The organism is Luteimonas sp. Soil_C_16 (assembly GCF_057657295.1).
In genome coordinates this window covers 417,162-439,106 of record NZ_JBDGIS010000003.1, presented here as the reverse complement: position 1 = coordinate 439,106, position 21,945 = coordinate 417,162, and the positions used below count along the sequence as shown (strand labels likewise).

The 21,945-nt window shown below is 68.8% G+C and carries 22 protein-coding genes and 1 tRNA gene; 15 read left to right on the top strand and 8 right to left on the bottom strand.

Features of this window, described 5'->3' with window-relative positions; genetic code table 11:
• Window positions 1-39: 39 nt before the first annotated feature.
• Entirely contained in the window at window positions 40-1,272 is a 1,233-nt protein-coding gene (serA, locus tag AC3A5T_RS08520) for a phosphoglycerate dehydrogenase (protein ID WP_487628175.1), read from the top strand.
• Between the two features lie 58 nt (window positions 1,273-1,330).
• On the opposite strand, the gene AC3A5T_RS08515 is transcribed toward serA, so the two are convergent.
• Complete coding sequence (locus tag AC3A5T_RS08515; protein WP_487628174.1) at window positions 1,331-1,927, bottom strand: NUDIX hydrolase; 597 nt, start codon at window positions 1,925-1,927, stop codon at window positions 1,331-1,333.
• Between the two features lie 198 nt (window positions 1,928-2,125).
• Between AC3A5T_RS08515 and AC3A5T_RS08510 the strand changes: the two genes are divergently transcribed.
• The 7 genes from AC3A5T_RS08510 (at window position 2,126) to AC3A5T_RS08480 (ending at window position 8,304) form a co-directional block, all read left to right on the top strand.
• Entirely contained in the window at window positions 2,126-3,637 is a 1,512-nt protein-coding gene (locus AC3A5T_RS08510; RefSeq protein ID WP_487628173.1) for an amino acid permease, read from the top strand.
• A gap of 96 nt (window positions 3,638-3,733) precedes the next feature.
• A complete protein-coding gene (locus tag AC3A5T_RS08505) occupies window positions 3,734-5,044 on the top strand; it encodes an amino acid permease (protein WP_487628172.1) in 1,311 nt (436 codons plus the stop codon).
• A complete protein-coding gene (locus AC3A5T_RS08500) occupies window positions 5,041-5,289 on the top strand; it encodes a hypothetical protein (protein WP_487628171.1) in 249 nt (82 codons plus the stop codon). Before AC3A5T_RS08505 ends, AC3A5T_RS08500 begins: the two co-directional genes overlap by 4 nt.
• Before the next feature lie 29 nt (window positions 5,290-5,318).
• Window positions 5,319-5,966, top strand: a complete 648-nt coding sequence (locus AC3A5T_RS08495; protein WP_487628170.1) for a methylthioribulose 1-phosphate dehydratase — start codon at window positions 5,319-5,321, stop codon at window positions 5,964-5,966.
• A 109-nt stretch (window positions 5,967-6,075) separates the two neighbouring features.
• Window positions 6,076-6,630 (top strand): 1,2-dihydroxy-3-keto-5-methylthiopentene dioxygenase, encoded by a 555-nt coding sequence (locus tag AC3A5T_RS08490; RefSeq protein WP_332077037.1) that lies wholly within the window; start codon window positions 6,076-6,078, stop codon window positions 6,628-6,630.
• An 89-nt stretch (window positions 6,631-6,719) separates the two neighbouring features.
• Window positions 6,720-7,409: an acireductone synthase gene (gene mtnC / locus AC3A5T_RS08485; RefSeq protein WP_487628169.1), complete on the top strand. Its 690-nt coding sequence runs from the start codon at window positions 6,720-6,722 to the stop codon at window positions 7,407-7,409.
• 25 nt (window positions 7,410-7,434) lie between these two features.
• Window positions 7,435-8,304, top strand: coding sequence for a C13 family peptidase (locus AC3A5T_RS08480; RefSeq protein ID WP_487628168.1), 870 nt, complete (start codon window positions 7,435-7,437; stop codon window positions 8,302-8,304).
• A gap of 399 nt (window positions 8,305-8,703) precedes the next feature.
• Here AC3A5T_RS08480 and AC3A5T_RS08475 read toward each other — a convergent pair whose 3' ends face one another.
• Complete coding sequence (locus AC3A5T_RS08475) at window positions 8,704-9,288, bottom strand: YdeI/OmpD-associated family protein (protein WP_487628167.1); 585 nt, start codon at window positions 9,286-9,288, stop codon at window positions 8,704-8,706.
• A complete protein-coding gene (locus AC3A5T_RS08470) occupies window positions 9,285-10,805 on the bottom strand; it encodes a calcineurin-like phosphoesterase C-terminal domain-containing protein (protein ID WP_487628166.1) in 1,521 nt (506 codons plus the stop codon). The genes AC3A5T_RS08475 and AC3A5T_RS08470 overlap by 4 nt, the downstream gene beginning before the upstream one ends.
• A 178-nt stretch (window positions 10,806-10,983) precedes the next feature.
• On the opposite strand from AC3A5T_RS08470, the gene AC3A5T_RS08465 reads away from it, so the two are divergent.
• The 7 genes from AC3A5T_RS08465 (at window position 10,984) to AC3A5T_RS08435 (ending at window position 18,118) form a co-directional block, all read left to right on the top strand.
• Window positions 10,984-12,822: a sensor domain-containing diguanylate cyclase gene (locus AC3A5T_RS08465; protein ID WP_487628165.1), complete on the top strand. Its 1,839-nt coding sequence runs from the start codon at window positions 10,984-10,986 to the stop codon at window positions 12,820-12,822.
• Window positions 12,823-12,893: 71 nt separating this feature from the next.
• A tRNA-Arg gene (locus tag AC3A5T_RS08460) sits at window positions 12,894-12,970 on the top strand.
• Window positions 12,971-13,072: 102 nt separating this feature from the next.
• Window positions 13,073-14,608, top strand: a complete 1,536-nt coding sequence (gene amaB / locus AC3A5T_RS08455; protein WP_487628164.1) for an L-piperidine-6-carboxylate dehydrogenase — start codon at window positions 13,073-13,075, stop codon at window positions 14,606-14,608.
• 201 nt (window positions 14,609-14,809) lie between these two features.
• The gene (locus AC3A5T_RS08450) at window positions 14,810-15,100 is read left to right on the top strand and encodes a DUF4190 domain-containing protein (RefSeq protein WP_332077030.1); all 291 of its coding nucleotides are present in this window, start codon (window positions 14,810-14,812) and stop codon (window positions 15,098-15,100) included.
• Window positions 15,100-16,152, top strand: a complete 1,053-nt coding sequence (locus AC3A5T_RS08445; protein WP_487628163.1) for a quinone-dependent dihydroorotate dehydrogenase — start codon at window positions 15,100-15,102, stop codon at window positions 16,150-16,152. The genes AC3A5T_RS08450 and AC3A5T_RS08445 overlap by 1 nt, the downstream gene beginning before the upstream one ends.
• 8 nt (window positions 16,153-16,160) lie before the next feature.
• Window positions 16,161-17,192, top strand: a complete 1,032-nt coding sequence (gene murB / locus AC3A5T_RS08440) for a UDP-N-acetylmuramate dehydrogenase (RefSeq protein ID WP_487628162.1) — start codon at window positions 16,161-16,163, stop codon at window positions 17,190-17,192.
• A 59-nt stretch (window positions 17,193-17,251) separates the two neighbouring features.
• Window positions 17,252-18,118, top strand: coding sequence for a DMT family transporter (locus AC3A5T_RS08435; RefSeq protein ID WP_487628203.1), 867 nt, complete (start codon window positions 17,252-17,254; stop codon window positions 18,116-18,118).
• A 113-nt stretch (window positions 18,119-18,231) separates the two neighbouring features.
• Here AC3A5T_RS08435 and lolD read toward each other — a convergent pair whose 3' ends face one another.
• The 5 genes from lolD to AC3A5T_RS08410 all read right to left on the bottom strand — a co-directional run bounded on the left by lolD (window position 18,232) and on the right by AC3A5T_RS08410 (window position 21,932).
• Complete coding sequence (lolD, locus tag AC3A5T_RS08430; RefSeq protein WP_332077027.1) at window positions 18,232-18,963, bottom strand: lipoprotein-releasing ABC transporter ATP-binding protein LolD; 732 nt, start codon at window positions 18,961-18,963, stop codon at window positions 18,232-18,234.
• Window positions 18,956-20,197 (bottom strand): lipoprotein-releasing ABC transporter permease subunit, encoded by a 1,242-nt coding sequence (locus AC3A5T_RS08425; RefSeq protein WP_232150128.1) that lies wholly within the window; start codon window positions 20,195-20,197, stop codon window positions 18,956-18,958. Before AC3A5T_RS08425 ends, lolD begins: the two co-directional genes overlap by 8 nt.
• A gap of 69 nt (window positions 20,198-20,266) precedes the next feature.
• On the bottom strand, window positions 20,267-20,680 hold the full coding sequence (locus AC3A5T_RS08420; protein ID WP_332077026.1) for a hypothetical protein: 414 nt from the start codon (window positions 20,678-20,680) through the stop codon (window positions 20,267-20,269).
• Between the two features lie 4 nt (window positions 20,681-20,684).
• Window positions 20,685-20,942: an FAD assembly factor SdhE gene (locus tag AC3A5T_RS08415; protein ID WP_332077025.1), complete on the bottom strand. Its 258-nt coding sequence runs from the start codon at window positions 20,940-20,942 to the stop codon at window positions 20,685-20,687.
• 207 nt (window positions 20,943-21,149) lie between these two features.
• Complete coding sequence (locus tag AC3A5T_RS08410; protein WP_487628161.1) at window positions 21,150-21,932, bottom strand: succinate dehydrogenase iron-sulfur subunit; 783 nt, start codon at window positions 21,930-21,932, stop codon at window positions 21,150-21,152.
• Window positions 21,933-21,945: the final 13 nt, after the last annotated feature.

Below are 21,945 nucleotides of genomic sequence, written 5' to 3'. Positions count from 1 at the left end.
CCATGGCCCGCGCTGTCCCCCACGCGCGAATCCAACCCGATGAAGACCTCGTTTCCCCGGCAGGACATCCGCGTCCTGCTGCTCGAAGGCGTCAGCCAGAGCGCCGTCGACACCTTCCACGCCGCCGGCTACTCGCAGGTCGAAGTCCACCCCAAATCGCTGCCCGAAGACCAGCTGCGGGCGAAGATCGCCGACGCGCACATCATCGGCATCCGCTCGCGCACCCATCTGAGCGCCGACGTGCTGGCCGACGCGCGCCGGCTGATGGCGATCGGCTGCTTCTGCATCGGCACCAACCAGGTCGACGTGGACGCGGCCGAGCTGGCCGGCATTCCGGTGTTCAACGCGCCCTACTCCAATACGCGTTCGGTGGCCGAACTCGTCGTCGCCGAAGCGATCATGCTGCTGCGCGGCATCCCGCAGAAGAACGCGGAATGCCACCGCGGCGGCTGGAGCAAGTCGGCGCTCGGCAGCCACGAGGCGCGCGGCAAGACGCTGGGCATCGTCGGCTACGGACACATCGGCACCCAGGTCGGCGTGCTCGCCGAATCGCTGGGCATGCAGGTGCTGTTCCACGACATCGAAACCAAGCTGTCGCTGGGCAATGCGCGCAGCGCGACGAGCCTGGAGGATCTGCTCGCGCGCAGCGACGTGGTGACCCTGCACGTGCCGGAAACCCCGTCGACGAAGCTGATGTTCGGCGCGGCCGAGATCCATGCGATGAAACCCGGCGCGCATCTGATCAACGCCTCGCGCGGCACCGTCGTCGACATCGACGCGCTCGATGCCGCGCTGCGCAGCGGTCAGGTCGGCGGCGCCGCGATCGACGTGTTCCCGATCGAGCCCAAGGGCAACGACGATGCGTTCGAATCACCGCTGCTCGGCCACGACAACGTGCTGCTGACCCCGCACGTCGGCGGCAGCACGCTGGAGGCGCAGGACAACATCGGCATCGAGGTCGCGGCCAAGCTCGTGCGCTACAGCGACAACGGCAGCACGCTGTCGGCGGTCAACTTCCCCGAAGTCACCCTGCCCGAGCACATCGGCAGCCATCGCCTGCTGCACCTTCACCGCAACGTGCCCGGCGTGCTGTCGAAGATCAACGAGGTGTTCTCGCGCGAGGCGATCAACATCGACGGCCAGTACCTGCGCACCAACGCGAATGTGGGCTACGTGGTGATCGACGTCGCCGCGACCGAGGACCAGGCCGCGCATCTGCGCAGCGAGCTGCAGAAGATCGACGGGACGATGCGGACGCGCGTGCTGTATTAGCCGACCGCAAGCGCTGTGACGGGTTTCGCCGCGCTCCACCCGTTCTGTAGGGCGATGCTCAGGCCGCCGGCACGTCCAGCCAGCGGCGTGCCATCCGACGCAGCGAGGCGTCGTAGGCCTCGTCATCGGCGACGTCGCGCAGCGGCACCCAGGCCAGCGCGTGGGATTCCTCGCTGACCGCGAACGTTTCGTCGCTGCCTGCGCGCACGACGTAGCGCACGTCGTAGTGCCAATGCCCGGGCACGCCCTTGTGTTCGGGAATCCAGTGCCGGTCGAGATCGAAGATGCCCGGCTGCACGGTCACGCCGACCAGTCCGGTTTCCTCTTCGGTCTCGCGCAGTGCCACACGCGCCAGGTCGCGGTCGCCGTCGGCGTGTCCGCCGGGCTGCAGCCACATGCCGAGCTTGCGGTGATGGGTCAGAAGCGTGCGCGTGCCGTCGCCGCTGACCACCAGCGCCGAGGCGGTGAAATGCCCCCCCAGTCGCGCGCGCTCGAACGGATCTTCGGCATCGCCGAGCAGATCGCCGAACTCTCCCGCCAGTGCCTGCTGGGCAGGCTGCAGGACGCCGAAATCGGCGAATGCGCGGGCCAGCGTCTGCACCGCGGTGGGCAGGACGGACAGGCGTTCGAGATCGGGCGTGGACGGGTTCGACATCGGCGGATTTGCTGCAGCGCGGCGTGACGGGAGCGGCAGCATCGGCGTTCCCACGCGTGCGCACAAGCCGCCGTTGCGTTGCTTGTGCCGGAAGGCAGCGTTTGGCATGGTACGGCGATTGCCGCGTGGCCGCGGGGGACTCGACGGCACGTCCGTCAGTCGTCGCGGACCGCACCGAACGACCAACCGGGGACACCGATGTTCAAGAACCTGATGATTACCAAGCCGATCGCGGCGCAGCCGCGCGTCGATGCGGGCGAGCCGGTCGAAGGCAGCCTCGGCGGCGAAGTCGGCTTCAAGCGCACACTGACCGCCAAGCATCTGGTGATGCTGGGCCTGGGCGCGGTCATCGGCGCCGGCATCTTCGTCATCACCGGGACCGCGGCAGCCAACCACGCCGGCCCGGCGATCATGCTGAGCTTCGTCATCGCCGGCTTCGCCTGCGCGATGGCGGGCCTGTGCTACGCGGAGTTCGCGGCGATGATCCCGGCCTCGGGCAGCGCCTACAGCTACACCTACGCGACGCTCGGCGAAGCGCTGGCCTGGTTCGTCGGCTGGAGTCTGGTGCTCGAGTATCTGTTCGCCGCGTCCACGGTCGCAGTGGGCTGGTCGGGCTACACGGTCAGTTTTCTCGACAGCCTCGGCGTCCATCTGCCCGCGGCATTGACGCAGGCGCCGATCAACTTCTGTACGCATGAAGCGGCCGTGGCCGGCGCGTGCGAGTTCGGCAAGTTCGTCACCACCGGCGCGCTCTTCAACCTGCCAGCGGTGCTGATCATCGGCGCGGTCGGCATCCTCTGCTACGTGGGCATCACCCAGTCGGCGACCGCCAACGCGATCATCGTGTCGATCAAGGTGCTGGTGATCCTGCTGCTGCTGGCCTTCGGCGCGCAGTACGTGAACGCCGAAAACTGGCTCCCCTTCATCCCGGAAAACCAGGGCGGCGACCGCTTCGGCTGGGAAGGCGTGCTGCGCGGTGCGTCGATCGTGTTCTTCGCCTACATCGGCTTCGACGCGGTCTCGACCGCGGCGCAGGAGGTCAAGAACCCGCAGCGCGACATGCCGATCGGCATCCTCGGTTCGCTGTTCCTGTGCACGCTGATCTACATCGCGGTCTCCGCGGTGCTGACCGGCATGGTGCCGTACACCACGCTCGGCACGGCCAAGCCCGTCGCGACCGCGCTCGAGGCGTATCCGAGCCTGCTGTGGCTGAAGACGCTGGTCGAGATCGGCGCGATCGCCGGCCTCACCACGGTGATCCTAGTGATGCTGATGGGCCAGCCGCGCATCTTCTTCTCGATGGCGCAGGACGGTCTGCTGCCGCGCTTCTTCGGCGCGGTCCACAAGCGGTACCGCACGCCGCACAAGGGCACGGTGCTGGTCGCGCTGATCGCGGCGGTCATGGCCGCGTTCCTGCCGATCCAGCTGCTCGGCGACGTGGTCTCGATGGGCACCCTGGTCGCGTTCGCCACCGTCTGCCTGGGCGTGATGGTGCTGCGCCGCACGCAGCCGAACCTGCATCGCCCGTTTCGTGTGCCGGCCGTGTTCCTCGTCGGCACGCTCGGCGTGCTGGCGTGCCTGGGCCTCGTCGCGACGATGCCGCTGCTGAACTGGATCGTGCTGCTGGTGTGGACGGTTATCGGCTTCACGATCTACTTCGTCTACGGCTACAAGCACAGCAAGCTCCGTCAGCAACTGCCGCCGCGCTGATCCGCCCCCGACACACGGCCCGCCTTCCGCGGGCCGTGTGTCCATGGCGCCTCCCGACCTGCGGCCGCTCGCGCCGCCCTCCACGCGGATCGCACGATGTCCACGACTTCCACGGCCAAGAAAATCGGTCCTGTGCTGGCGACCTTCATGGTCGCCAACAACATGATCGGCTCCGGCTTCTTCCTGCTCCCGGCCACGCTCGCGCGCTCGGGCGCGGTGACCGTGTTCTCGTGGCTGATCGGCACCCTGCTCGCGGTCGCGCTCGGCGGCGCGTTCGCGCGGCTCGCGCGGCAGTACCCGGATCTCAACTCGCCGGACGATTACATCCGCCCGAGCCTCGGCCGCGACATGGGGTTCCTGGCGACCACGCTGTACTGGCTGTCGTCGTGGGTGGGCAACAACGCGATCGCGGTCGCGGCGGTCGGCTATCTGGTGATCCTGCTGCCCGTCGCCGAGACGCCGGGCGTGCAGCTCGTCGGCCAGGTGCTGCTGATCTGGTCGATGTTCGCGCTGAACCTCCTCGGTCCGCGCAACATCGCGCGCTTCCAGTCGTTCTGCGTCGTATTCGGCCTGCTGCCGGTCGCGGCGATCCTGATCGCCGGCTGGGCCTATTTCGATCCCGGCATCTACCGCGCCGGCTGGAATGTCAGCGGCCAGTCCGATGCGGCCGTGGCGATCGGCTCGCTGGCGACGGTGTTCTGGGCCTTCATCGGTCTGGAAACCGGCGCGATGGTCGCCGGCGTCGTGCGCAATCCTGAACGCAACGTGCCGATCGCGACGCTCGGCGGCATCCTGCTCGCCGGCGTGGTCTACATGGTCTCGTCGGTATTGATGATGGGCATCGTGCCGGTTGAGGAACTCGCGAACTCCAGCGCGCCGTTCGCCCTCGTCGCCGGGCAGATGTTCGGCGTCTGGGCGATTCCCGTGATCGCCGCAGCCGCTGCGCTCAAGGCCACCGGCACGCTCGGCGGCTGGATGCTGGTGACCGGCGAATCCGGCGCGCGCGCCGCGCAACGCGGGTTCCTGCCGGCGATCTTCGGCCGTCTGCTGAATAACGGCGCGGCCGGCCCCGGCCTGCTGATCGTGGTGTCGTCGATGACGCTGATCGCGTTCATCACCGTGACCGACACCGTCGGCAGCCAGTTCGAAACCATCATCAACATGGCGGTGACGCTCGTGGTCATGGCCTATGCCGCCGCCGGCCTGAGCCTGATGTTGGGCAACCGCCAGCATCCGGCCGGGCGACGCGAACGCCTGCTCGGCATGGGCGCGCTGATCGCGTGCGGCCTGCTGGTCTGGTCTACGCCGATCGACACGCTGATGGGCGCGGCGATCATCGCGCTGCTGGCATGGGCCGGGTACCGCGGTTTCTCCTCGCGTCGTCGCGAAGCGCCGCCCGCGCCATGAGCGACCGGCGCGAGGACTTCTGGTTTCCGGCCAAGACGTTCGGCTACGGCTGGGGGCTGCCGCGGCGCTGGCAGGGCTGGGGGGTGCTGCTGGTCTACGTCGGCACGCTGATCGGCTGCGCCGCACGCTTCCCGCCGGGCGACGCGCCGCTGGCCTTCGGCATCTGCGTCGCGGTGGCCACCGCATTGCTGGTCACGATCTGCGCACTGAAGGGCGAACCGCCATCCTGGCGCGGCAGACGCTGACGCCACACGGGCGCGTTAGAATCCGCGCCATGTCCGATACGCCCACGCCCTACGACGTCCACCGCCTGCGCGAACTCGCCGGCGAGCTGATCGTCAACATCCGCGAACTCGCCCAGTCCGGCTGGACGCCCGCCACCAGCAGCAACTTCTCGCGCCGCCTCGATGACCGCCATGCGGCGATCACCGTGTCCGGCCGCGACAAGGGCAAGCTGAAGGAAGACGACATCATGGTCGTCGACTTCGAAGGCCGCGCCGTCGGCAGCGACCACCGCCCGTCTGCCGAAACCCTGCTGCACACGCAGCTGTATCGCCGGTTCCCGGAGATCGGCTGCATCCTGCACACGCATTCGCCGACCCAGACCATCGCCTCGCGCCTGTTCGCCGGCGACGGCCACGTGCGCCTGGAAGGCTACGAGCTGCTGAAGGCCTTCGCCGGCAACAGCACGCACGAGATGGCGGTCGACGTGCCGGTGCTGCCCAACAGCCAGGACATGACCGTGCTCTCGGCGCAGGTCGAGTCGCTGCTCGATGCAGGCCCCATGTGGGGCTATCTGATCGACGGCCACGGCCTCTACGCCTGGGGCCGCGACATGGCCGAAGCGCGCCGCCATCTGGAAGCCTTCGAGTTCCTGCTGCACTGTGAACTCGAGCTGCGCCGCCTGCGCGCGTCGCACTGAGGCCGCCGGCCGCACCAGCGGTGGAACGACGGCGTTCCGCCGCGGTCAACGTTGCGGACAGGCGGCTTTGCTAGGCTGGACGGCCCCGCACGCGCCGAGCCAGACCGCCATGAGCCGCCTCCGCATTTTCGATGCCACCGCCCCCGACACGCCGCTGTTCGACAGCCGCGACGGCGACGCGATCGCCCGCGAACTGCAGACGATCGGCGTCACCTTCGAACGCTGGCAGGCCGCCAAGCCGGTGGGCGCCGGCGCCTCGCAGGACGAGGTGATCGCTGCCTACAAGGCCGACATCGACCGCATCAGCGCCGAACGCGGGTTCAAGTCCGTCGACGTGATCAGCATCGCGCCCGACAACCCGAAGCGCGAAGAGCTGCGCGCGAAGTTCCTCGACGAACACTTCCACAAGGAAGACGAGGTGCGCTTCTTCGTCGACGGCTCGGGCCTGTTCACCCTGCACGTCGAGGGCAAGGTCTACGAGATCGAATGCGTCAAGGACGATCTGATCGGCGTGCCGGACGGCGTGACCCACTGGTTCGACATGGGCAGCGAGCCGCGCTTCGTCGCGATCCGCTTCTTCGAGCAGCCGGACGGCTGGATCGGCCATTTCACCGGCTCGGACATCGCGCAGAAGTTTCCGCGTTACGAGCCCGGGTCGCGCTGATCGCGCCCGTCTGCGCACATGACTCCGGCGTCGTCGGGACCCAGGTTCGCTTTACACTCTGACGCCCCCGACCACCGGCTGACGCGCGGATGATCCTGACCGACATCGAAGGCACTACCAGCAGCATCTCGTTCGTCAAGGACGTGCTGTTTCCCTATGCGCGCCGTGCCCTGCCCGGCTTCGTCGCCGCGCATCGCGATGATCCCGAGGTGCGCCGCTGGCTCGACGTGGTCGCGACCGAGCACGGTGCGATCTGCGACGACGCGGTGATCGTCGAGACGCTGCAGGGCTGGATCGACGCCGACCGCAAGCACACCGCGCTCAAGGCGCTGCAGGGCATGATCTGGTCGGCCGGCTACCAGGACGCCGACTTCACCGCGCACATCTACCCCGACGCCGCCGACGCGCTGCGCCGCTGGCACGCGGATGGCGAAACGCTGGCGGTGTACTCCTCGGGCTCGGTGCCGGCGCAGAAACTGTTCTTCGGACACAGCGACGCGGGCGATCTCACCGGGGTGGTGTCGAACTGGTTCGACACCGAGGTCGGTGGCAAGCGCGAGGCCGAGAGCTATGCGCGCATCGCCGATGCGCTCGACGCCGCGCCGGCGGAAATCCTGTTCCTGTCGGACGTGGTCGAGGAACTCGACGCCGCGCGCGACGCCGGCATGCGCACCGTGCTGGTCGACCGGCTCGACGATTATCCGCAGCCGCGTGATGCAGCGTCCGCGAACGGTCACACGCGCGTGACCGCGTTCGATCAGATCGACGCGATCCGCTGACATGCGGCCGGCGTCCGGTCGGCCCATGCTTCGACACTGGATACAGACGACGGCGTTGCTGTGCCTGCTCGCCTGCGCCTCGTTGCAGGCGGCCGAACCGCTGGCGACCCGCGACCATGCGCGGATCGAGGCCGCGGTCGCGGCGATGCCGGTCGGCACCGGCGATGCGCCGGCGCTGTACGTCGTCGGCATGGCCGGCGATGCGGGCGAAGACGTGTTCCGCAACGAGGTGCGTTTTCTCACCGAACGGGTCGCACCGCGCCTCGGCGCAGGCACGCGTGCACTCGCGCTGGTCAACCACATCGACAGCCTCAAGGGCGCGAGCACCCCGCTCGCGACCCCGGCGAACCTGCGGCATGCGTTGTCCTCGATCGGTGCGCACATGGACCGCGAGCGCGACGTGCTGCTGCTGTATCTGACGATGCACGGCGCACCCGATCACGCACTCGGTCTGGCGCTGCCCGACGGCAGCGAGGACACGATCACGCCCGACGCATTGCGCGCGGCGCTCGACGCCTCCGGCATCGTGCATCGCGTGGTCGTGATCTCGGCCTGTTACTCGGGCGGCTTCGTGCCCGCGCTCCAGAATGCCGACACGCTGGTGCTGACCGCCGCGCGTCCCGATCGACCGTCGTTCGGTTGCGGCAGCGAATCGACGATCACGTTCTTCGGTCACGCCTGGCTGCTCGACGGGCTCAACGCGGACCGCGATTTCGCGAACGCGTACCGGCTCGCGGCACGCGCGATCAAGCAGCGCGAGCGCAAGCTCGGCTACGAACGCTCAGGGCCGCAGATCGCAGCCGGCGCGCGCATCGGCGAGACGCTGGCGCGGTGGCAGGCCACGCTGCCGGCAGACCCACCGCCCGCGGTGTATCCGTACCCGATCGCGCCCTGAGCGAACGTCGCAACGCCGCCGAGCAGACGCCAGACGCAGCCCTTCCGCAGGCGCGCGCTCGCGCGCGATCGGACGGTCCCGGGAGCGCGCCATCGCGCACGAGCACACGCCCGCATCTCCATCGATGCGCGCGGCAGGCGAAGTCCCGAGAGTGATTCTCGTTTCGTCATTGCCCTGCGGTGCCTCGATAGAATCGCAGCGCGCCGCACGCCAGCCATCGCCAGCAAGCGACGCGCACGACCCGCCCGCCAGCCGTCGCGCGCCAGCCGGTCATCTTCGAAGAACCCGCCGCGTGCGGGTTTTTTTGTGGGCGCGTTCCAGGTCAACCACACGCAGGACCGTCGCGTTGCGGCGTCCACACGCGTTCCAGGCGATCGGTCACGCTTGCGATCCGCCGGATCAGCCGTGCGGACACTCGCCGCGCGCGAGCATCTCCGCCAGGGCCTGCGCGCGTCGCACGCGGCCGGCCGCGGTCTTCAACGTCGCGACCCGGAAGCACACCGCATAGCGATTGGTCCGGTCGAGTGCGTCGAATGCGATCTGCGCACCTGGGGTCGCGGCGAGCGCTGCCTGCAGTTCGTCCGGAGGCGCCATCGACGCAGCGCCGGCATAGGCGGCCTCCCAGCGACCGTCCGCTTTTGCCGCGTCGATCTCGCGCTGACCGATCGGACCGATACGCCCGGCCGCGTGCAACCGTTCGACGTGTGCGACGTTGCGCGCCGACCACAGGCTGCGGGCGCGCCTCGGTGTGAAACGCTGCAGGAACCACGCATCGTCGAAGCCGCGCTTCTGGCCGTCGATCCAGCCGTGGCACAGCGCGACGTCGAGCGCCTGCGCATAGGTCACCGACGGCATCGCATTGCCCTGCTTGGCGATCTTCAGCCACAGCCCGGCGGCACCGGCATGCGCGCGGAGCCAGGCCTCCCACGCCGCCTCGTCGGCGAACGCCTGTACCGGCAGACCGTCGGGCGGCACGGCGCTCATCGCGTGGTACCCGTGGGGTCGAAGAGATCGAGGCGATACGTCGTGCGCGCGCGCTGTTCGCCCTGCCAGGCATCGAACACGCGCACTTCGACAACGTGATCGCCGACCTGGCGATCGGTCGGCAGCGCGCCTCGCCACAGATGCATCGACGGCGTCGCTTCGGGCGAGCGGTCCAAGCCCCGCAGCGCGTCGGCGAGATCGTCGCGTGCGTTCTCCAGCAGCAGGCGCGGATCGGCGCGTTCGACACGGCGCATCGGCGCCCAGTCGTCATCGCCGACGCGGAACTCGACGCGCGTGTCGGCCTGGCCCATGTAGACGTTGGCGTAGACGCCCCACGCCGGATACGCGCCCTGCCGCAGCACGCGCGGCGCATGCAGCGCCATCGCCTGCGTGGTCGCCGGGTCGTCGGACGCGCGCGCCGGATGCCAGGCCAGGCGATAGTCGCCGTCGGCCTCGATGTGCAGCGTCGCGAAGCCGTTCGGCGTGCCGTCGGCCATCGTCGCGTCGGGAATGCCGTCGGCATCGGGCGCGCCACTCCAGAACGCGCCGCTGACGGCGCCGACGTTGTATTCGTGCAATGGCGTCGCGCCGTGCCAGCCGCTGGCCGCATCGTGACGGACGTGCTGCTGGGTGTGGCGATGGCCGGTGAGCAGCAGGACGCGCGGGTGCCGTTGCAGGGCCGCGAACAAGCGCGCGCGATCCGCGCTGCGCATCGTCTCGGGCGCGCCGGCGGGTGCGGTGTCGAACCAAGGCACGTGCGCGGCGACGACCAGCAGACGATCGGTCGAGGCCGTGGCGAGATAGGCCTCGACGAATGCGAACTGGTCTTCGCGCAATCCGCCGACATACGCCGGGCGCGTGCCCGGCTGGTAGATCACGTTGTCCAGCACGAGCACGTTCGCCTGCGGCGTTTCCCAAGCGTAGGTCTCCGGGCCGTAGGCGGCGCGGAACGACGCGGTCGACCCCACGTCGTCCTTGGCATCGAAATCCAGATCGTGGTTGCCCGGTGCATGCAGCCACGGCGCGTCGAGACGCGCGGTGGCGCGATCGATCAGCGGGTACAGCGCGGGATCGTCATTGGTGACGTCGCCGAGCATCAGGCCGAGCCCGAACGGGCCGACGGCGCGCGCCGCCTCGACCACCGCGCGATCGTAGTAGCCCACCTCCGCCGCGGTGCCGGTCTGCGGATCGGCGAACACCGCGACATCGAGCGTGCCCGCTGCCTCGCCTGCCTGCAGCGTGAACGTGCAGGCATCGCCGGCGCGGCCGGCCGCGCGCCAGAACGCGGGATTCGCGCCTTCGCGCGGCAGCGTCCAGCCCGCGGGCTTGATCACGAACACCGGCGCGTCGCCGCCCGCGAGGCCCTCGAAGCGCCCATCCGCACCGGTTTCGACGATGCGGCGGCCATCCGACACGCGGACCCCCGCTACGCCTGCGCTGGCGCCATCGGCCTGCGCGCCGACCACGCGGCCCGCATCACAGGCGAACGCGACGCCGGTCGACAGGAGCAGCGGCACGAGCACGGCCGGCAGAAACGATCGACGGTGAATGGGTGGCATCGGCAGCACCTGTGTCGCAGAGGAATCGCGGAATTATGCCGCCGGATGATTTCGGCCGGCCGCTGGTCTACGCTTCCCGCGTTCGGAGGCCATGGACACGGCCGATGCGCAACTGCATGGAACACGGGGCGAAGGGATGACGCTGATCGGCAGGACGGTGCGGGCGTGGCGAAGCTGGCTGCTGCTGGCCTGCCTGTGCTGTCCGCTGCTGGCATCGGCGCTGGAACGCGCGGACGTCGTGCTCGAACCCGGCACCGAGCGTTTCGTGCTCGCGCCACAGCTCGGCCACTATCACGACCGCGAAGATGTGGACGATCTCGCCGCCGCCTGGCGCCGCGTCGACGCCGACGGCATGGCCCCGCTGCCCGGGGGCGCCGATGCCTTCGGGTTCCAGCGCGGCACGTTCTGGTTCCATGCGCGCGTAGTCAACCGCGAGGCGCACGAACCACGCTGGATGCTGGTGCAGGAGTATCCGCTCAGCGACGAAGTCGATCTGCACGTGCGTTACGCCGACGGTCGCGTGCTGCATTTCGCCGGCGGCGACCACCGCCCGTTCGCCTCGCGCAGCGTGCGTTACCGGCATCCGAACTTCAGCTTCGAACTGCCGCTCGGCGAGCCGGTCGATCTGCTGGTGCGCGTGCGCAGCCAGAGTTCGATGCAGGTGCCGCTGCAGCTCTACACACCGAAGGCGTTTACCGAAGTCTCGCGCGACGCGCAGCTGGCGATCGGGCTGTACTACGGGATCATGCTGGCGCTGTTCTTCTACAACCTGGTGCTGTGGCTGTCGCTGCGCGACGCGAGCTACTTCTGGTACCTGTGCCACGTCACCGCCTTCGGCCTGGTGCTGTTCACGCTCAACGGCCTGGGTTTCGAATACCTGTGGCCAAGTTCGTCGTGGATGGCCGACCACATGGTGCCGATCTCGATCTGCCTGGCGTTGATCGCGATGCTGCAGTTCTCGCGCACCTTCCTCGAGCTGCCGCGACGCTGGCCGCCCGGCAATGCGCTGCTGCTCGCGCTGATGGCGTTCTTCGTGCTGTTCGGCATCGCCTCGATCTGGCTGCCGCTGCGCATTTCCACGCCCGTCGCCTCGCGGGCGGTGCTGCTGGGCGTGGTCGGCATCGTCATCGCAACGATCGTGGTGCTGCGCCGCGGGTATGCGCCGGCCTGGCTGCTGCTGCTCGCGTGGTCGATGTTCCTGCTCGGCACCGCGGTGTTCACGCTGCTCGCGTTCGGCCTGCTGCCGAAGAACTTCGCCACCGAATACGGCGTGCAGATCGGTTCGGCGCTGGAGATGCTGCTGCTGTCGATCGCACTGGGCCATCGCTACGCGGCGCTGCGCCACGAGAACCTGCGCATCACCGCCGAGGCCAACCAGAAACTCGAACGCAAGGTCGCCCAGCGCACCCAGGAAGTGCGCAGCACCCTGCTGCAGCTGGAGGAAGCGCACGCGCGCCTGCGCGATTCGAGCCGGCGCGACGGCCTGACCGGCCTCTACAACCGCACCTGGTTCCACGAGGCCTTCCGGGAGCTCGCGCAGCAGGCGAAGCAGACCGCCGCGCCGCTCGCGGTGCTGATGATCGACCTCGACCACTTCAAGTCGATCAACGACCGCCACGGCCATCTGGCCGGCGACGACTGCCTGCGCTGGGCAGCGCGCCGCATCGGTCGCATCCTGCGCCCGCACGATACCCTGCTGGCCCGGTTCGGCGGCGAGGAATTCGTGGCCGCGATGCCCGGCTGCGATCTGTCCACGGCCGGCGAAATCGCCGAAGCGATCCGCCACGCGCTCGGCGACGAACCCTGCGTCAGCGGCGAGACGCGCATCCGGGTCACAGCCAGCATCGGCGTGCACGTGGTCGATCCGGCATCTGAAGGCGGCGTCGACGATGCCCTCGGCAGCGCGGACCGCGCGCTGTATGCCGCCAAGGCCAACGGCCGCGATTGCGTGGAGCTGGCCTCCGGCCTGTGCTGACCCGCCACCGCCCCCGGCGGGTACCGCGGTTTCGTGGCGCTGCGGCAGTCCGGTATCCTGTACGGCTTCACGGCCCCGTAGCTCAGCTGGATAGAGCGGTCCCCTCCTAAGGGACAGGTCGCCCGTTCGAATCGGGCCGGGGTCACCAACCGCGACTTCCCCCACCGGCCCTGCGCCGCGTCGCGCCGCTTCCCACCGTACGTCGGCCGGTTGCCACACCGGCGGCGTCCGCTCACAAGGAGTTCCGTCCATGACCCATTCCGTCCTCACCGCGCTCGGCCTGTCCGGCACCGAATCGGGCACCTATCTGGGCAACGGCGAGTGGTCGAAGACCCGCGATGCCGGCGTTCTCGAACCCGTCAACCCGACCGATGGTGAAGTGCTCGCCCGCGTGCAGGCCAGCTCCCAGGCCGACTACGACCTGATCGTCGAGCGCGCCCAGGCGGCGTTCAAGATCTGGCGCAAGACGCCGGCCCCGCGCCGCGGTGAAGCCGTGCGCCTGTGCGCCGACGCGCTGCGCACGCACAAGGACGCACTGGGTTCGCTGGTCGCGCTGGAAATGGGCAAGTCGAAGCCGGAAGGCGACGGCGAAGTGCAGGAAATGATCGACATCGGCGAGTTCGCCGTCGGCCTGTCGCGCCAGCTCTACGGCCTGACGATGCATTCCGAGCGCCCCGGTCACCGCATGTACGAGCAGTGGCACCCGATGGGCGTGGTCGGCATCATCAGCGCGTTCAATTTCCCGGTCGCGGTGTGGGCCTGGAATGCGCTCGTCGCCGCGGTCTGCGGCAACATCTCGATCTGGAAGCCGTCGCCGAAGACGCCGCTCTCCGCGATCGCGTCGATGAAGATCTGCAACGAAGCGCTGAACAAGGCCGGCTTCCCGGACATCTTCTTCCTGTTCAACGATGCCGGCAGTGATCTCGCGCAGGCCTTCGTCGACGACAAGCGCATCGCGCTGGTGAGCTTCACCGGTTCGACCAAGATCGGCCGCCAGGTCGGCGAGCGCGTCGCCAAGCGCATGGGGCGCTCGCTGCTGGAACTGGGCGGCAACAACGCGATCATCGTCGACCCGACCGCCGACCTGAAGCTGGCGATCCCGGCGATCGTGTTCGGCGCCGTCGGCACCGCCGGCCAGCGCTGCACGACGACGCGTCGCCTGTTCGTGCACGAGTCGATCTTTGATGACGTGCTGGCCAAGCTCAAGACCGCCTACGGCCAGGTCGAGAAGAAGATCGGCGATCCGACCGACGCCGCCAACCTGATGGGCCCGCTCAACAGTCGCGACGGCGTGCAGGCCTATCTCGACGCGATCGCCAAGGCCAAGGCCAGCGGCGGCACGATCGAGAGCGGCGGCCGCGCGCTGGAGGACCGCAAGGGCAACTTCGTGTTGCCGGCGCTGGTCAGCGGCCTGACCAACGATGCCGAAGTGGTGCAGACCGAGACCTTCGCACCGATCCTCTACGTGATGAAGTACAGCGATCTGGAAGAAGCGATCGATCTGCAGAACGACGTGCCGCAGGGCCTGTCGTCGTCGCTGTTCACCACCGACCTGCGTGCGTCCGAGCAGTTCCTCGCCGCCTGGGGTTCGGATTGCGGCATCGCCAACGTCAACATCGGCACCAGCGGCGCGGAAATCGGCGGCGCATTCGGTGGCGAGAAGGAAACCGGCGGCGGCCGCGAATCGGGTTCGGATGCATGGCGCGCCTACATGCGTCGCCAGACCAACACGATCAACTACTCCGACGCACTGCCGCTCGCACAGGGCATCAAGTTCGACCTCTGAGGTCGACCACGGGCGTCGCGGATCCGATCCGCGGCGCCTGCGTGCTTGCGCGCGACGCCCTGGTGTCTGAATAATCGTGTCTTCCCCCGCTTTCCCTGGACCGCCGCCGATGGCGCCGCTAATTCCGGCCTGCATGTCCGCTGCGACGCGCGACCGCGTGTCGGCGTCGCCTGTGTCCGATCCGGTACGAGGTCCATACGCATGAACGCGCCCGTCGCCTTCCGCCAGACCAGTGCGATGGCGATCGTCAGTCTCGTCGCCGGCCTGCTCGGCTGGTCGCTGCTGCCGGTCATCGGCAGCGTCGTCGCGATCGTCACCGGCCATCTGGCCCGCGGCGAGATCCGCCGTCGCCCCGACGCACTCGAGGGCGATGGCCTCGCGGTCGCGGGGCTGGTGCTCGGCTATCTGATGGTCGCGATGGCGGTCGTCGGCTTCCTGTTCGTCTTCCTGTTCTTCGGCGGCCTGCTGGCCTTCATCGCGGCGGCGTCCTGATGTACGCGAGCGCCCGTCCGCTGCTGTTCCGGCTCGATCCCGAGCGCGCGCACGGGCTCACCCTGACGGCAATGGACGCGTTGCATCGTGTGGGCCTGTCGTCGCTGATCGCGACACCGCCGCAGCCGCTACCCACCGAAGCCTTCGGCCTGCAGTTTCCGAATCCGGTCGGCCTCGCCGCCGGGCTCGACAAGAACGGCGACCACATCGATGCGCTGTTCGCGCTGGGCTTCGGCTTCGTCGAGATCGGCACCATCACACCCAGGCCGCAGGACGGCAATCCGAAGCCGCGCATGTTCCGGTTGCCGCGCCACCGCGCGCTGATCAACCGCCTGGGCTTCAACAACCAGGGCGTCGATGCGCTGGTCGCCAACGTGAGCCGCGCGAAGCGCGCCGGCATCCTCGGCATCAACATCGGCAAGAACAAGGACACGCCGAACGAATCGGCGGCCGACGATTACCTGTTCTGCATGGAGCGCGTGTATCCGCTGGCGGACTACATCACCGTCAACATCTCCTCGCCCAACACCGCCGGCCTGCGCGAACTGCAGGAAGAGCAGGCGCTGCGCCGGCTGATCGGCACGTTGCGCGATGCGCAGGAGCGACTCGCCGCGCAGCACGGCAAGCGCGTGCCGCTGCTGGTGAAGGTGGCGCCCGATCTGAGCGACGACGATATCGAGGCCGCGGCCCGGGTGCTGTCGGACCTGCACGTCGACGGCGTCATCGCCACCAACACCACGATCTCGCGCATCAGCGTGCAGGACGACCGCCGCGCCGACGAGGCCGGCGGACTGTCCGGCGAGCCGCTGATGAACAAGTCGACCACCGTGCTGCGGATGATGCGCACCCGCCTCGCCAGCGAGATTCCGCTGGTCGGCGTGGGCGGCATCCTGTCGGGCGCCGATGCGGTGAAGAAGATGGCCGCCGGCGCATCGCTGGTGCAGGTGTATTCGGGTCTGGTCTATCGCGGGCCGGCGCTGATCGGCGACTGCGTCGAGGCGATCCGCCGCCGGCGCGAAGCCCCGAGCCGCGGCAACCTGCCCAGCCTCTGATCGCAGTGATGTCCGATTCCTTCCGTCTGCTGCAGCCGGCCGATCTGCGCCCGCGCAACACCTTCGGCGTGGCCGCACGTGCGCGACGGCTGATCGAGGTGCTCGATGCCACGGCCCTGCCGCAGGCACTCGCTGCGCTCGATGCCGACGCGCGCCCGCTGGTCATCGGCGGCGGCAGCAATCTGCTGTTCGCCGGCGACGCGGACGATGCGCTCGCGATCGTCGATGCGCGCCGCAACGTGGTCTCCGACGACGGCGAGCGCGTCGTCGTGCGCGCTGCTGCCGGCGCCGACTGGCACGGCTTCGTGCTGTGGACGCTGGCGCAGGAGCTCGGCGGCATGGAGAACCTGGCGCTGATTCCGGGCACGGTCGGCGCGGCGCCGATCCAGAACATCGGCGCCTACGGCGTCGAGGTCGGCGAACACGTGGTCGCGGTCGAAGCCTTCGACCAGGACACGCGCAATTTCGTGCGGCTCGATCGCGACGCCTGCCGCTTCGGCTACCGCGACAGCGTCTTCAAGCAGGTGCCGGATCGCTGGATCGTCACTGCCGTCGAGTTCGCGCTGCACCGCTTCGCCGAGCCGGTGCTCGACTACGCCGGCCTGCGCGACGTACTGGCCGCGCGCGGCATCACCGCGCCCCGCCCGCTCGACGTCGCCGAAGCCGTCATCGACATCCGGCGCAGCAAGCTGCCCGATCCAGCGGTGATCGGCAACGCCGGCAGCTTCTTCAAGAATCCGATCGTGCCGGCCGCGCAGGCCGCCGCACTGGTCGCCGCGCATGCGGGCATCCCGGTGTTCGCGGTCGATGAGGGCCTGCGCAAGCTGTCGGCGGCCTGGCTGATCGATCGCTGCGGCTGGAAGGGCCATCGCGATGGCGATGCCGGCGTCGCACCCGGCCACGCGCTGGTGCTGGTCAACCACGGCCACGCGCAGGGCACCGAACTGCTGGGCCTGGCGCGACGTATCGCGGCCTCGGTACAGATGCGCTTCGGCGTCGCGCTGGAACCCGAACCCAAGATCGTCGGCGCGGCGTGGTGAACGCACGCGCCCTGCTCCGCTGGCGACCCGCGACCGTACAGGGACAGGCCGCGCTGCTGATGCTCGGCAGCACGTCGGCGTTCGCACTGATGGCCATCGCGATCCGCTACGCATCGGCCACCGTTCCGACCACCGAAGTCGCATTCTTCCGCAACTTCTTCGGCCTGCTCGCGTTGCTGCCGATCCTCCTGCGCACCGGCGCCGGCCTGCCGCGCACGCGCAATCTGGGTCGCTACGTGATCCGCACCGTGGTCGGGCTCGGCTCGATGCTGTGCGCGTTCTGGGCGATCGGCCATCTTCCGCTGTCGCAGGCGATTTCGCTCTCGTATGCGGCGCCGCTGTTCGCGACGATCGCCGCAGTGATCTGGCTCGGCGAGATCGTGCGCATCCGGCGCTGGATGGCGGTCTCCGCCGGCTTTCTCGGCGTGCTGGTGATCCTGCGGCCGGGCGTCGCGTTCTCGGCCGCGATGCTGGTACCGGTGGTCGGCGCCCTGCTCGCGGCGCTGGTCGCGATCCAGATGAAACAGCTCTCGAAGCTGGATCCGCCGGACACGATCGTGTTCTACACCTATCTGCTGTGGGTGCCGCTGTCGCTGGTGCCCGCCCTGTTCCAGTGGGTCTGGCCGAGCCCGACGGTCTGGCTGTGGCTGATCGCGACCGGTGTGCTCGGCACGCTGGGGCAGTGGCTGTGGACGCGCGCGCTGCGCTTGGGCGAGGTGTCCGCGCTGCAGCCGATCAGCTTCGTGCAGTTGCCGATCGTCGTGCTGTTCGGCTGGTGGCTGTTCGGCGAGGTCATCGACATGTGGACCGCGATCGGCGCGGCGATCGTGTTCGGCGCGAACGGCTATATCGCGCACCGCGAGGCGGTGCTGTCGCGCCGCGCGGCTACGCAGCGCCCGGCTGAAGCGGCGAAGCCGAGCGAATAACCGGCAATCCGGGAATGCGTGTTCCGGTGTGGGCGCGGCCCTGGCCGCGATGCCTCACCCGGAACGCCCCGTCGCGGCCGGGCCGCTCCCGGAGCGCAGTCCCGCACGGGAACTCAGACGTCGTCTTTCGCCACTTCGCGCAGCTTGCCCTGGTGCAGTTCCATGACCCGGTCGAGCTTGCGCGCGAGCCGGCGGTCATGCGTCACCAGCACGAGGCTGGTGTGCTGCGCGCGGTTGAGTTCAAGCATCAGCTCGAACACCGTGGCCGCGGTGCGCTCATCGAGATTGCCGGTCGGCTCGTCGCCGAGCACGCAGGCCGGCTTGTTCACCAGCGCACGCGCGACGGCCGCGCGCTGGCGTTCGCCGCCCGACAGTTCGCCCGGCTTGTGGGCGAGGCGATGGCCGAGACCCACGGTCTCCAGCAGATCACGAGAACGCTTCGTCGCATCCGCATCGCTGGCGCCGTTGAGCAGCGCCGGCAGCATGACGTTCTCCAGCGCCGTGAACTCCGGCAGCAGGTGATGGAACTGGTAGACGAAGCCCAGCGACCGGTTGCGCAGGGTGCCGCGCGCCGCGTTCGACAACGCGCTCATCTTCTGGCCGGACACGTACACCTCGCCCGCGGTCGGCGTGTCCAGCCCGCCGAGCAGATGCAGCAAGGTGCTCTTGCCGGCGCCGGACGCGCCGAGGATCGCGACGGTTTCGCCGGCGCGCACCGCGAAGTCCAGACCGTCGAACACCGGTGTGTTCAACTTGCCCTCGGCGTAGGTCTTGCCCAGGCCTTCGGCCGCGAGCACGACGCTGTCGGGCGCGGTCGTAAGTGCAACCGGGATCGTGTCACTCATAGCGCAGCGCCTCCGCCGGTGCCGTGCGCGCCGCGCGCAGCGCCGGATAGATCGTCGCGACGAAGGCCATCACCAGCGCGACGCTGGCGATCATCACCACGTCGCTGACCTGCAGATCGATCGGCAGGCCGGTCACGTAATAGACGTCCTCGGGCATCAGCACGACGCCGAACAGGCGCTCGATCGCGCCGAGGATATGTTCGAGATTGAAGGTCAACAGCAGTCCGCCGGTGATGCCGAGGATCGTGCCGATCACGCCGATCATCGTGCCCTGCACCATGAACACCTGCATGACGCCGCCGGGCGTGAGCCCCAGCGTGCGCAGGATCGCGATATCGGCCTGCTTGTCGGTCACCAGGCTCACCTGAGAGGCGACGAGATTGAACGAGCCCATGACGATGATCAGCGACAGCAGGATGCCGATCATCGTCTTCTCGAGTTTGAGCGCGCGGAACATGTTCGCGTTCTCGATGCTCCAGTCGCTCACCCGGTACACGCCGCCGAGCTTGTGCACGAGATCGCGCGTGACCTGCTGCGCGCGGTCCATGTCGTGCAGTTTCAGGCGCACGCCGGTGACGCCGTCGCCGATGCGCAGCAGCCGCTGCGCATCACTGAGATTGACCACGGCCAGGCGCCGGTCGAAGTCCTGGTAGCCGGCCTCGAAGATGCCGCTGACCGTGAAGCGCTTGAGCTGCGGCACCGCGCCCATCGGCGTGACCTGGAAATCGGTGGTGACGATGACGCTGTCGCCGACGCCCACGCCCAGCCACAGCGCGAGTTCGCGCCCGAGCACGATGTTGAACGTGCCCGGCTGCAGATCCTCGAGCTTGCCGATGACCATCGACGTGGTGAGGTCGGACACCTGCGCCTCGTCCTCGGGCACGATCGCGCGTACCGCGGCCGGCTCGTTGCGACGGCCGCGCAGCAGCGCCTGCGTGTCGACGTAGGGCGCGGCGCCGGCAACGCGGGGATCCTCGCGCGCGACGTCGACCGCGCGCTGCCAGTTCGACAGCGTGTCGCCGTCGGCGCTGATCGTCGCGTGCGCGACCATGCCGAGCATGCGGTCGCGGATTTCCTTCTGGAAGCCGCTCATCACCGCGAGCGTCGTGATCAGCACGGTCACGCCGATGGCGATGCCGAGGATCGAGGCCAGCGAGATGAAGGAGATGAAGCCGTTGCGCCGCTTGGCCCTGAGATAACGCAGGCCGATGGCGGCAGGAATGGGTCTGAGCATGGACGTCCGGTCATGGGGGCCGCGGCGTCCGCGGCCGCCGGGCCGGTACGCCGCCCGCCCGGGGCGCCGCTATGGTGCCATCGAATCCGGTGTCGGTCGCGTCACGAGCGCGGATGCGGCCAGACGGAGTTCACGTCGCGCCGGTGGCGGCAGCGTATCGGGCCACCACAGCAGCCGACGCGCGCGGCGCCCGTCGCGCCAGCGCAGGATCGCCAGCGGTCCGCGCCATTCGAGTTGCGGGGTGTCGAGCACGGCGTCATCGAGGTGCGCGGCGCCTGCGGCATCGATGACGAGCGCGCGTATCGGCGCGCGGCGCTCGACGGCGATGCGGTGCCCGGTCGCGGCGACGACCAGCGGCATCGCGCAGACGGTCGCGATCATCGGCAGTTCGGACAGCCACAACGCGATGCACGCACAGAAGCCGATCGACGCGAGCGCGGCCTGCAGCACGATCGAAGGCCGCCACACCAGCCGCAGCGGCAAGGGCTCAGCCGGGCGGGAGCTGCCGGATCGACTGTACGAGGGTGTCGAGCTGCGCATCGTCAGAACGCTCATGGCCGAGGAACCACTTCCAGAGCCTATCGTCCTCGCAATCCAGCAGCCGTCGGAAAACCTCGCGCTCGGCCTCGGTGGACGTCGCCCAGCAACGGTCGAGCCAGCGCTCGAACAGCCGGTCGAGTTCGCGCATGCCACGCCGGCTGCGCCAGCGCAGGCGGCGGAGTTCGGTGGCGTCGTCGTAGGTCATGCGTTTTCTGATCCCTGACAGGCGACGCTCGAGCCCGTCATTCCGGCGAACGCCGGAATCCACTGTCTCTGCTTCGCGATAACGGTATCCGGGAACGCCGAAGACGCTGGATTCCGGCGTTCGCCGGAATGACGGATAGATATTCCGACAGAAGCCGGCGGCGCCTCACGCCCGGTCGATGCACCGCACCGACCAGGCGCCTGCCGATCAGCCGCGACGCGCCAGCATCAGCTGCTTGATCTCGCCGATCGCCTTCGCCGGGTTCAGACCCTTCGGGCAGGTCCGGGCGCAGTTCATGATCGTGTGGCAGCGGTAGAGCTTGAACGGATCTTCCAGATCGTCCAGACGCGCACCGGTGTCCTCGTCGCGGCTGTCGATGATCCAGCGGTAGGCCTGCAGCAGCACGGCCGGGCCGAGATACCGCTCGCCGTTCCACCAGTAGCTCGGGCAGCTGGTCGAGCAGCAGGCGCACAGGATGCACTCGTACAGGCCGTCGAGCTTGGCGCGGTCTTCCTTGGACTGCAGACGCTCGCGGTCCGGCGGCGCCGCGCTCTGCGTGCGGATCCACGGCTGGATCGACGCGTACTGCGCGTAGAAGTGGGTCAGGTCCGGCACCAGATCCTTGACCACTTCCATGTGCGGCAGCGGGTAGATCGGCACCTCGGCCTTCTTGCAGTCCTCGATCGCGCGGGTGCAGGCCAGCGTGTTCGTGCCGTCGATGTTCATCGCGCACGAACCGCAGATGCCCTCGCGGCACGAGCGGCGGAAGGTCAGCGTCGGATCGATCTCGTTCTTGATCTTGATCAGCGCGTCGAGAACCATCGGACCGCACTTGTCGAGATCGATCTCGTAAGTGTCCGTCGACGGATTGCGGCCGTCATCGGGGTTCCAGCGATAGACCTTGAAGGTGCGCGTGCGCTTGGCGCCCGTGGCCGGGAAGTGCCGGCCCTGCTGCACCTTGGAATTCTTCGGAAGCGAAAATTCTGCCATCTGGGTTCCCCGG

Coding starts and splice junctions, on each gene's coding strand:
- AC3A5T_RS08495 (WP_487628170.1), top strand. CDS start 5,319: ATGTCCGATACGCCCACGCCCTACGACGTCCACCGCCTGCGCGAACTC.
- AC3A5T_RS08445 (WP_487628163.1), top strand. CDS start 15,100: ATGTACGCGAGCGCCCGTCCGCTGCTGTTCCGGCTCGATCCCGAGCGC.
- AC3A5T_RS08500 (WP_487628171.1), top strand. CDS start 5,041: ATGAGCGACCGGCGCGAGGACTTCTGGTTTCCGGCCAAGACGTTCGGC.
- serA (WP_487628175.1), top strand. CDS start 40: ATGAAGACCTCGTTTCCCCGGCAGGACATCCGCGTCCTGCTGCTCGAA.
- AC3A5T_RS08450 (WP_332077030.1), top strand. CDS start 14,810: ATGAACGCGCCCGTCGCCTTCCGCCAGACCAGTGCGATGGCGATCGTC.
- mtnC (WP_487628169.1), top strand. CDS start 6,720: ATGATCCTGACCGACATCGAAGGCACTACCAGCAGCATCTCGTTCGTC.
- AC3A5T_RS08435 (WP_487628203.1), top strand. CDS start 17,252: ATGCTCGGCAGCACGTCGGCGTTCGCACTGATGGCCATCGCGATCCGC.
- AC3A5T_RS08505 (WP_487628172.1), top strand. CDS start 3,734: ATGTCCACGACTTCCACGGCCAAGAAAATCGGTCCTGTGCTGGCGACC.
- AC3A5T_RS08515 (WP_487628174.1), bottom strand. CDS start 1,927: ATGTCGAACCCGTCCACGCCCGATCTCGAACGCCTGTCCGTCCTGCCC.
- AC3A5T_RS08465 (WP_487628165.1), top strand. CDS start 10,984: ATGACGCTGATCGGCAGGACGGTGCGGGCGTGGCGAAGCTGGCTGCTG.
- AC3A5T_RS08510 (WP_487628173.1), top strand. CDS start 2,126: ATGTTCAAGAACCTGATGATTACCAAGCCGATCGCGGCGCAGCCGCGC.
- AC3A5T_RS08425 (WP_232150128.1), bottom strand. CDS start 20,197: ATGCTCAGACCCATTCCTGCCGCCATCGGCCTGCGTTATCTCAGGGCC.
- AC3A5T_RS08415 (WP_332077025.1), bottom strand. CDS start 20,942: ATGACCTACGACGACGCCACCGAACTCCGCCGCCTGCGCTGGCGCAGC.
- AC3A5T_RS08410 (WP_487628161.1), bottom strand. CDS start 21,932: ATGGCAGAATTTTCGCTTCCGAAGAATTCCAAGGTGCAGCAGGGCCGG.
- amaB (WP_487628164.1), top strand. CDS start 13,073: ATGACCCATTCCGTCCTCACCGCGCTCGGCCTGTCCGGCACCGAATCG.
- AC3A5T_RS08480 (WP_487628168.1), top strand. CDS start 7,435: ATGCTTCGACACTGGATACAGACGACGGCGTTGCTGTGCCTGCTCGCC.
- lolD (WP_332077027.1), bottom strand. CDS start 18,963: ATGAGTGACACGATCCCGGTTGCACTTACGACCGCGCCCGACAGCGTC.
- murB (WP_487628162.1), top strand. CDS start 16,161: ATGTCCGATTCCTTCCGTCTGCTGCAGCCGGCCGATCTGCGCCCGCGC.
- AC3A5T_RS08475 (WP_487628167.1), bottom strand. CDS start 9,288: ATGAGCGCCGTGCCGCCCGACGGTCTGCCGGTACAGGCGTTCGCCGAC.
- AC3A5T_RS08490 (WP_332077037.1), top strand. CDS start 6,076: ATGAGCCGCCTCCGCATTTTCGATGCCACCGCCCCCGACACGCCGCTG.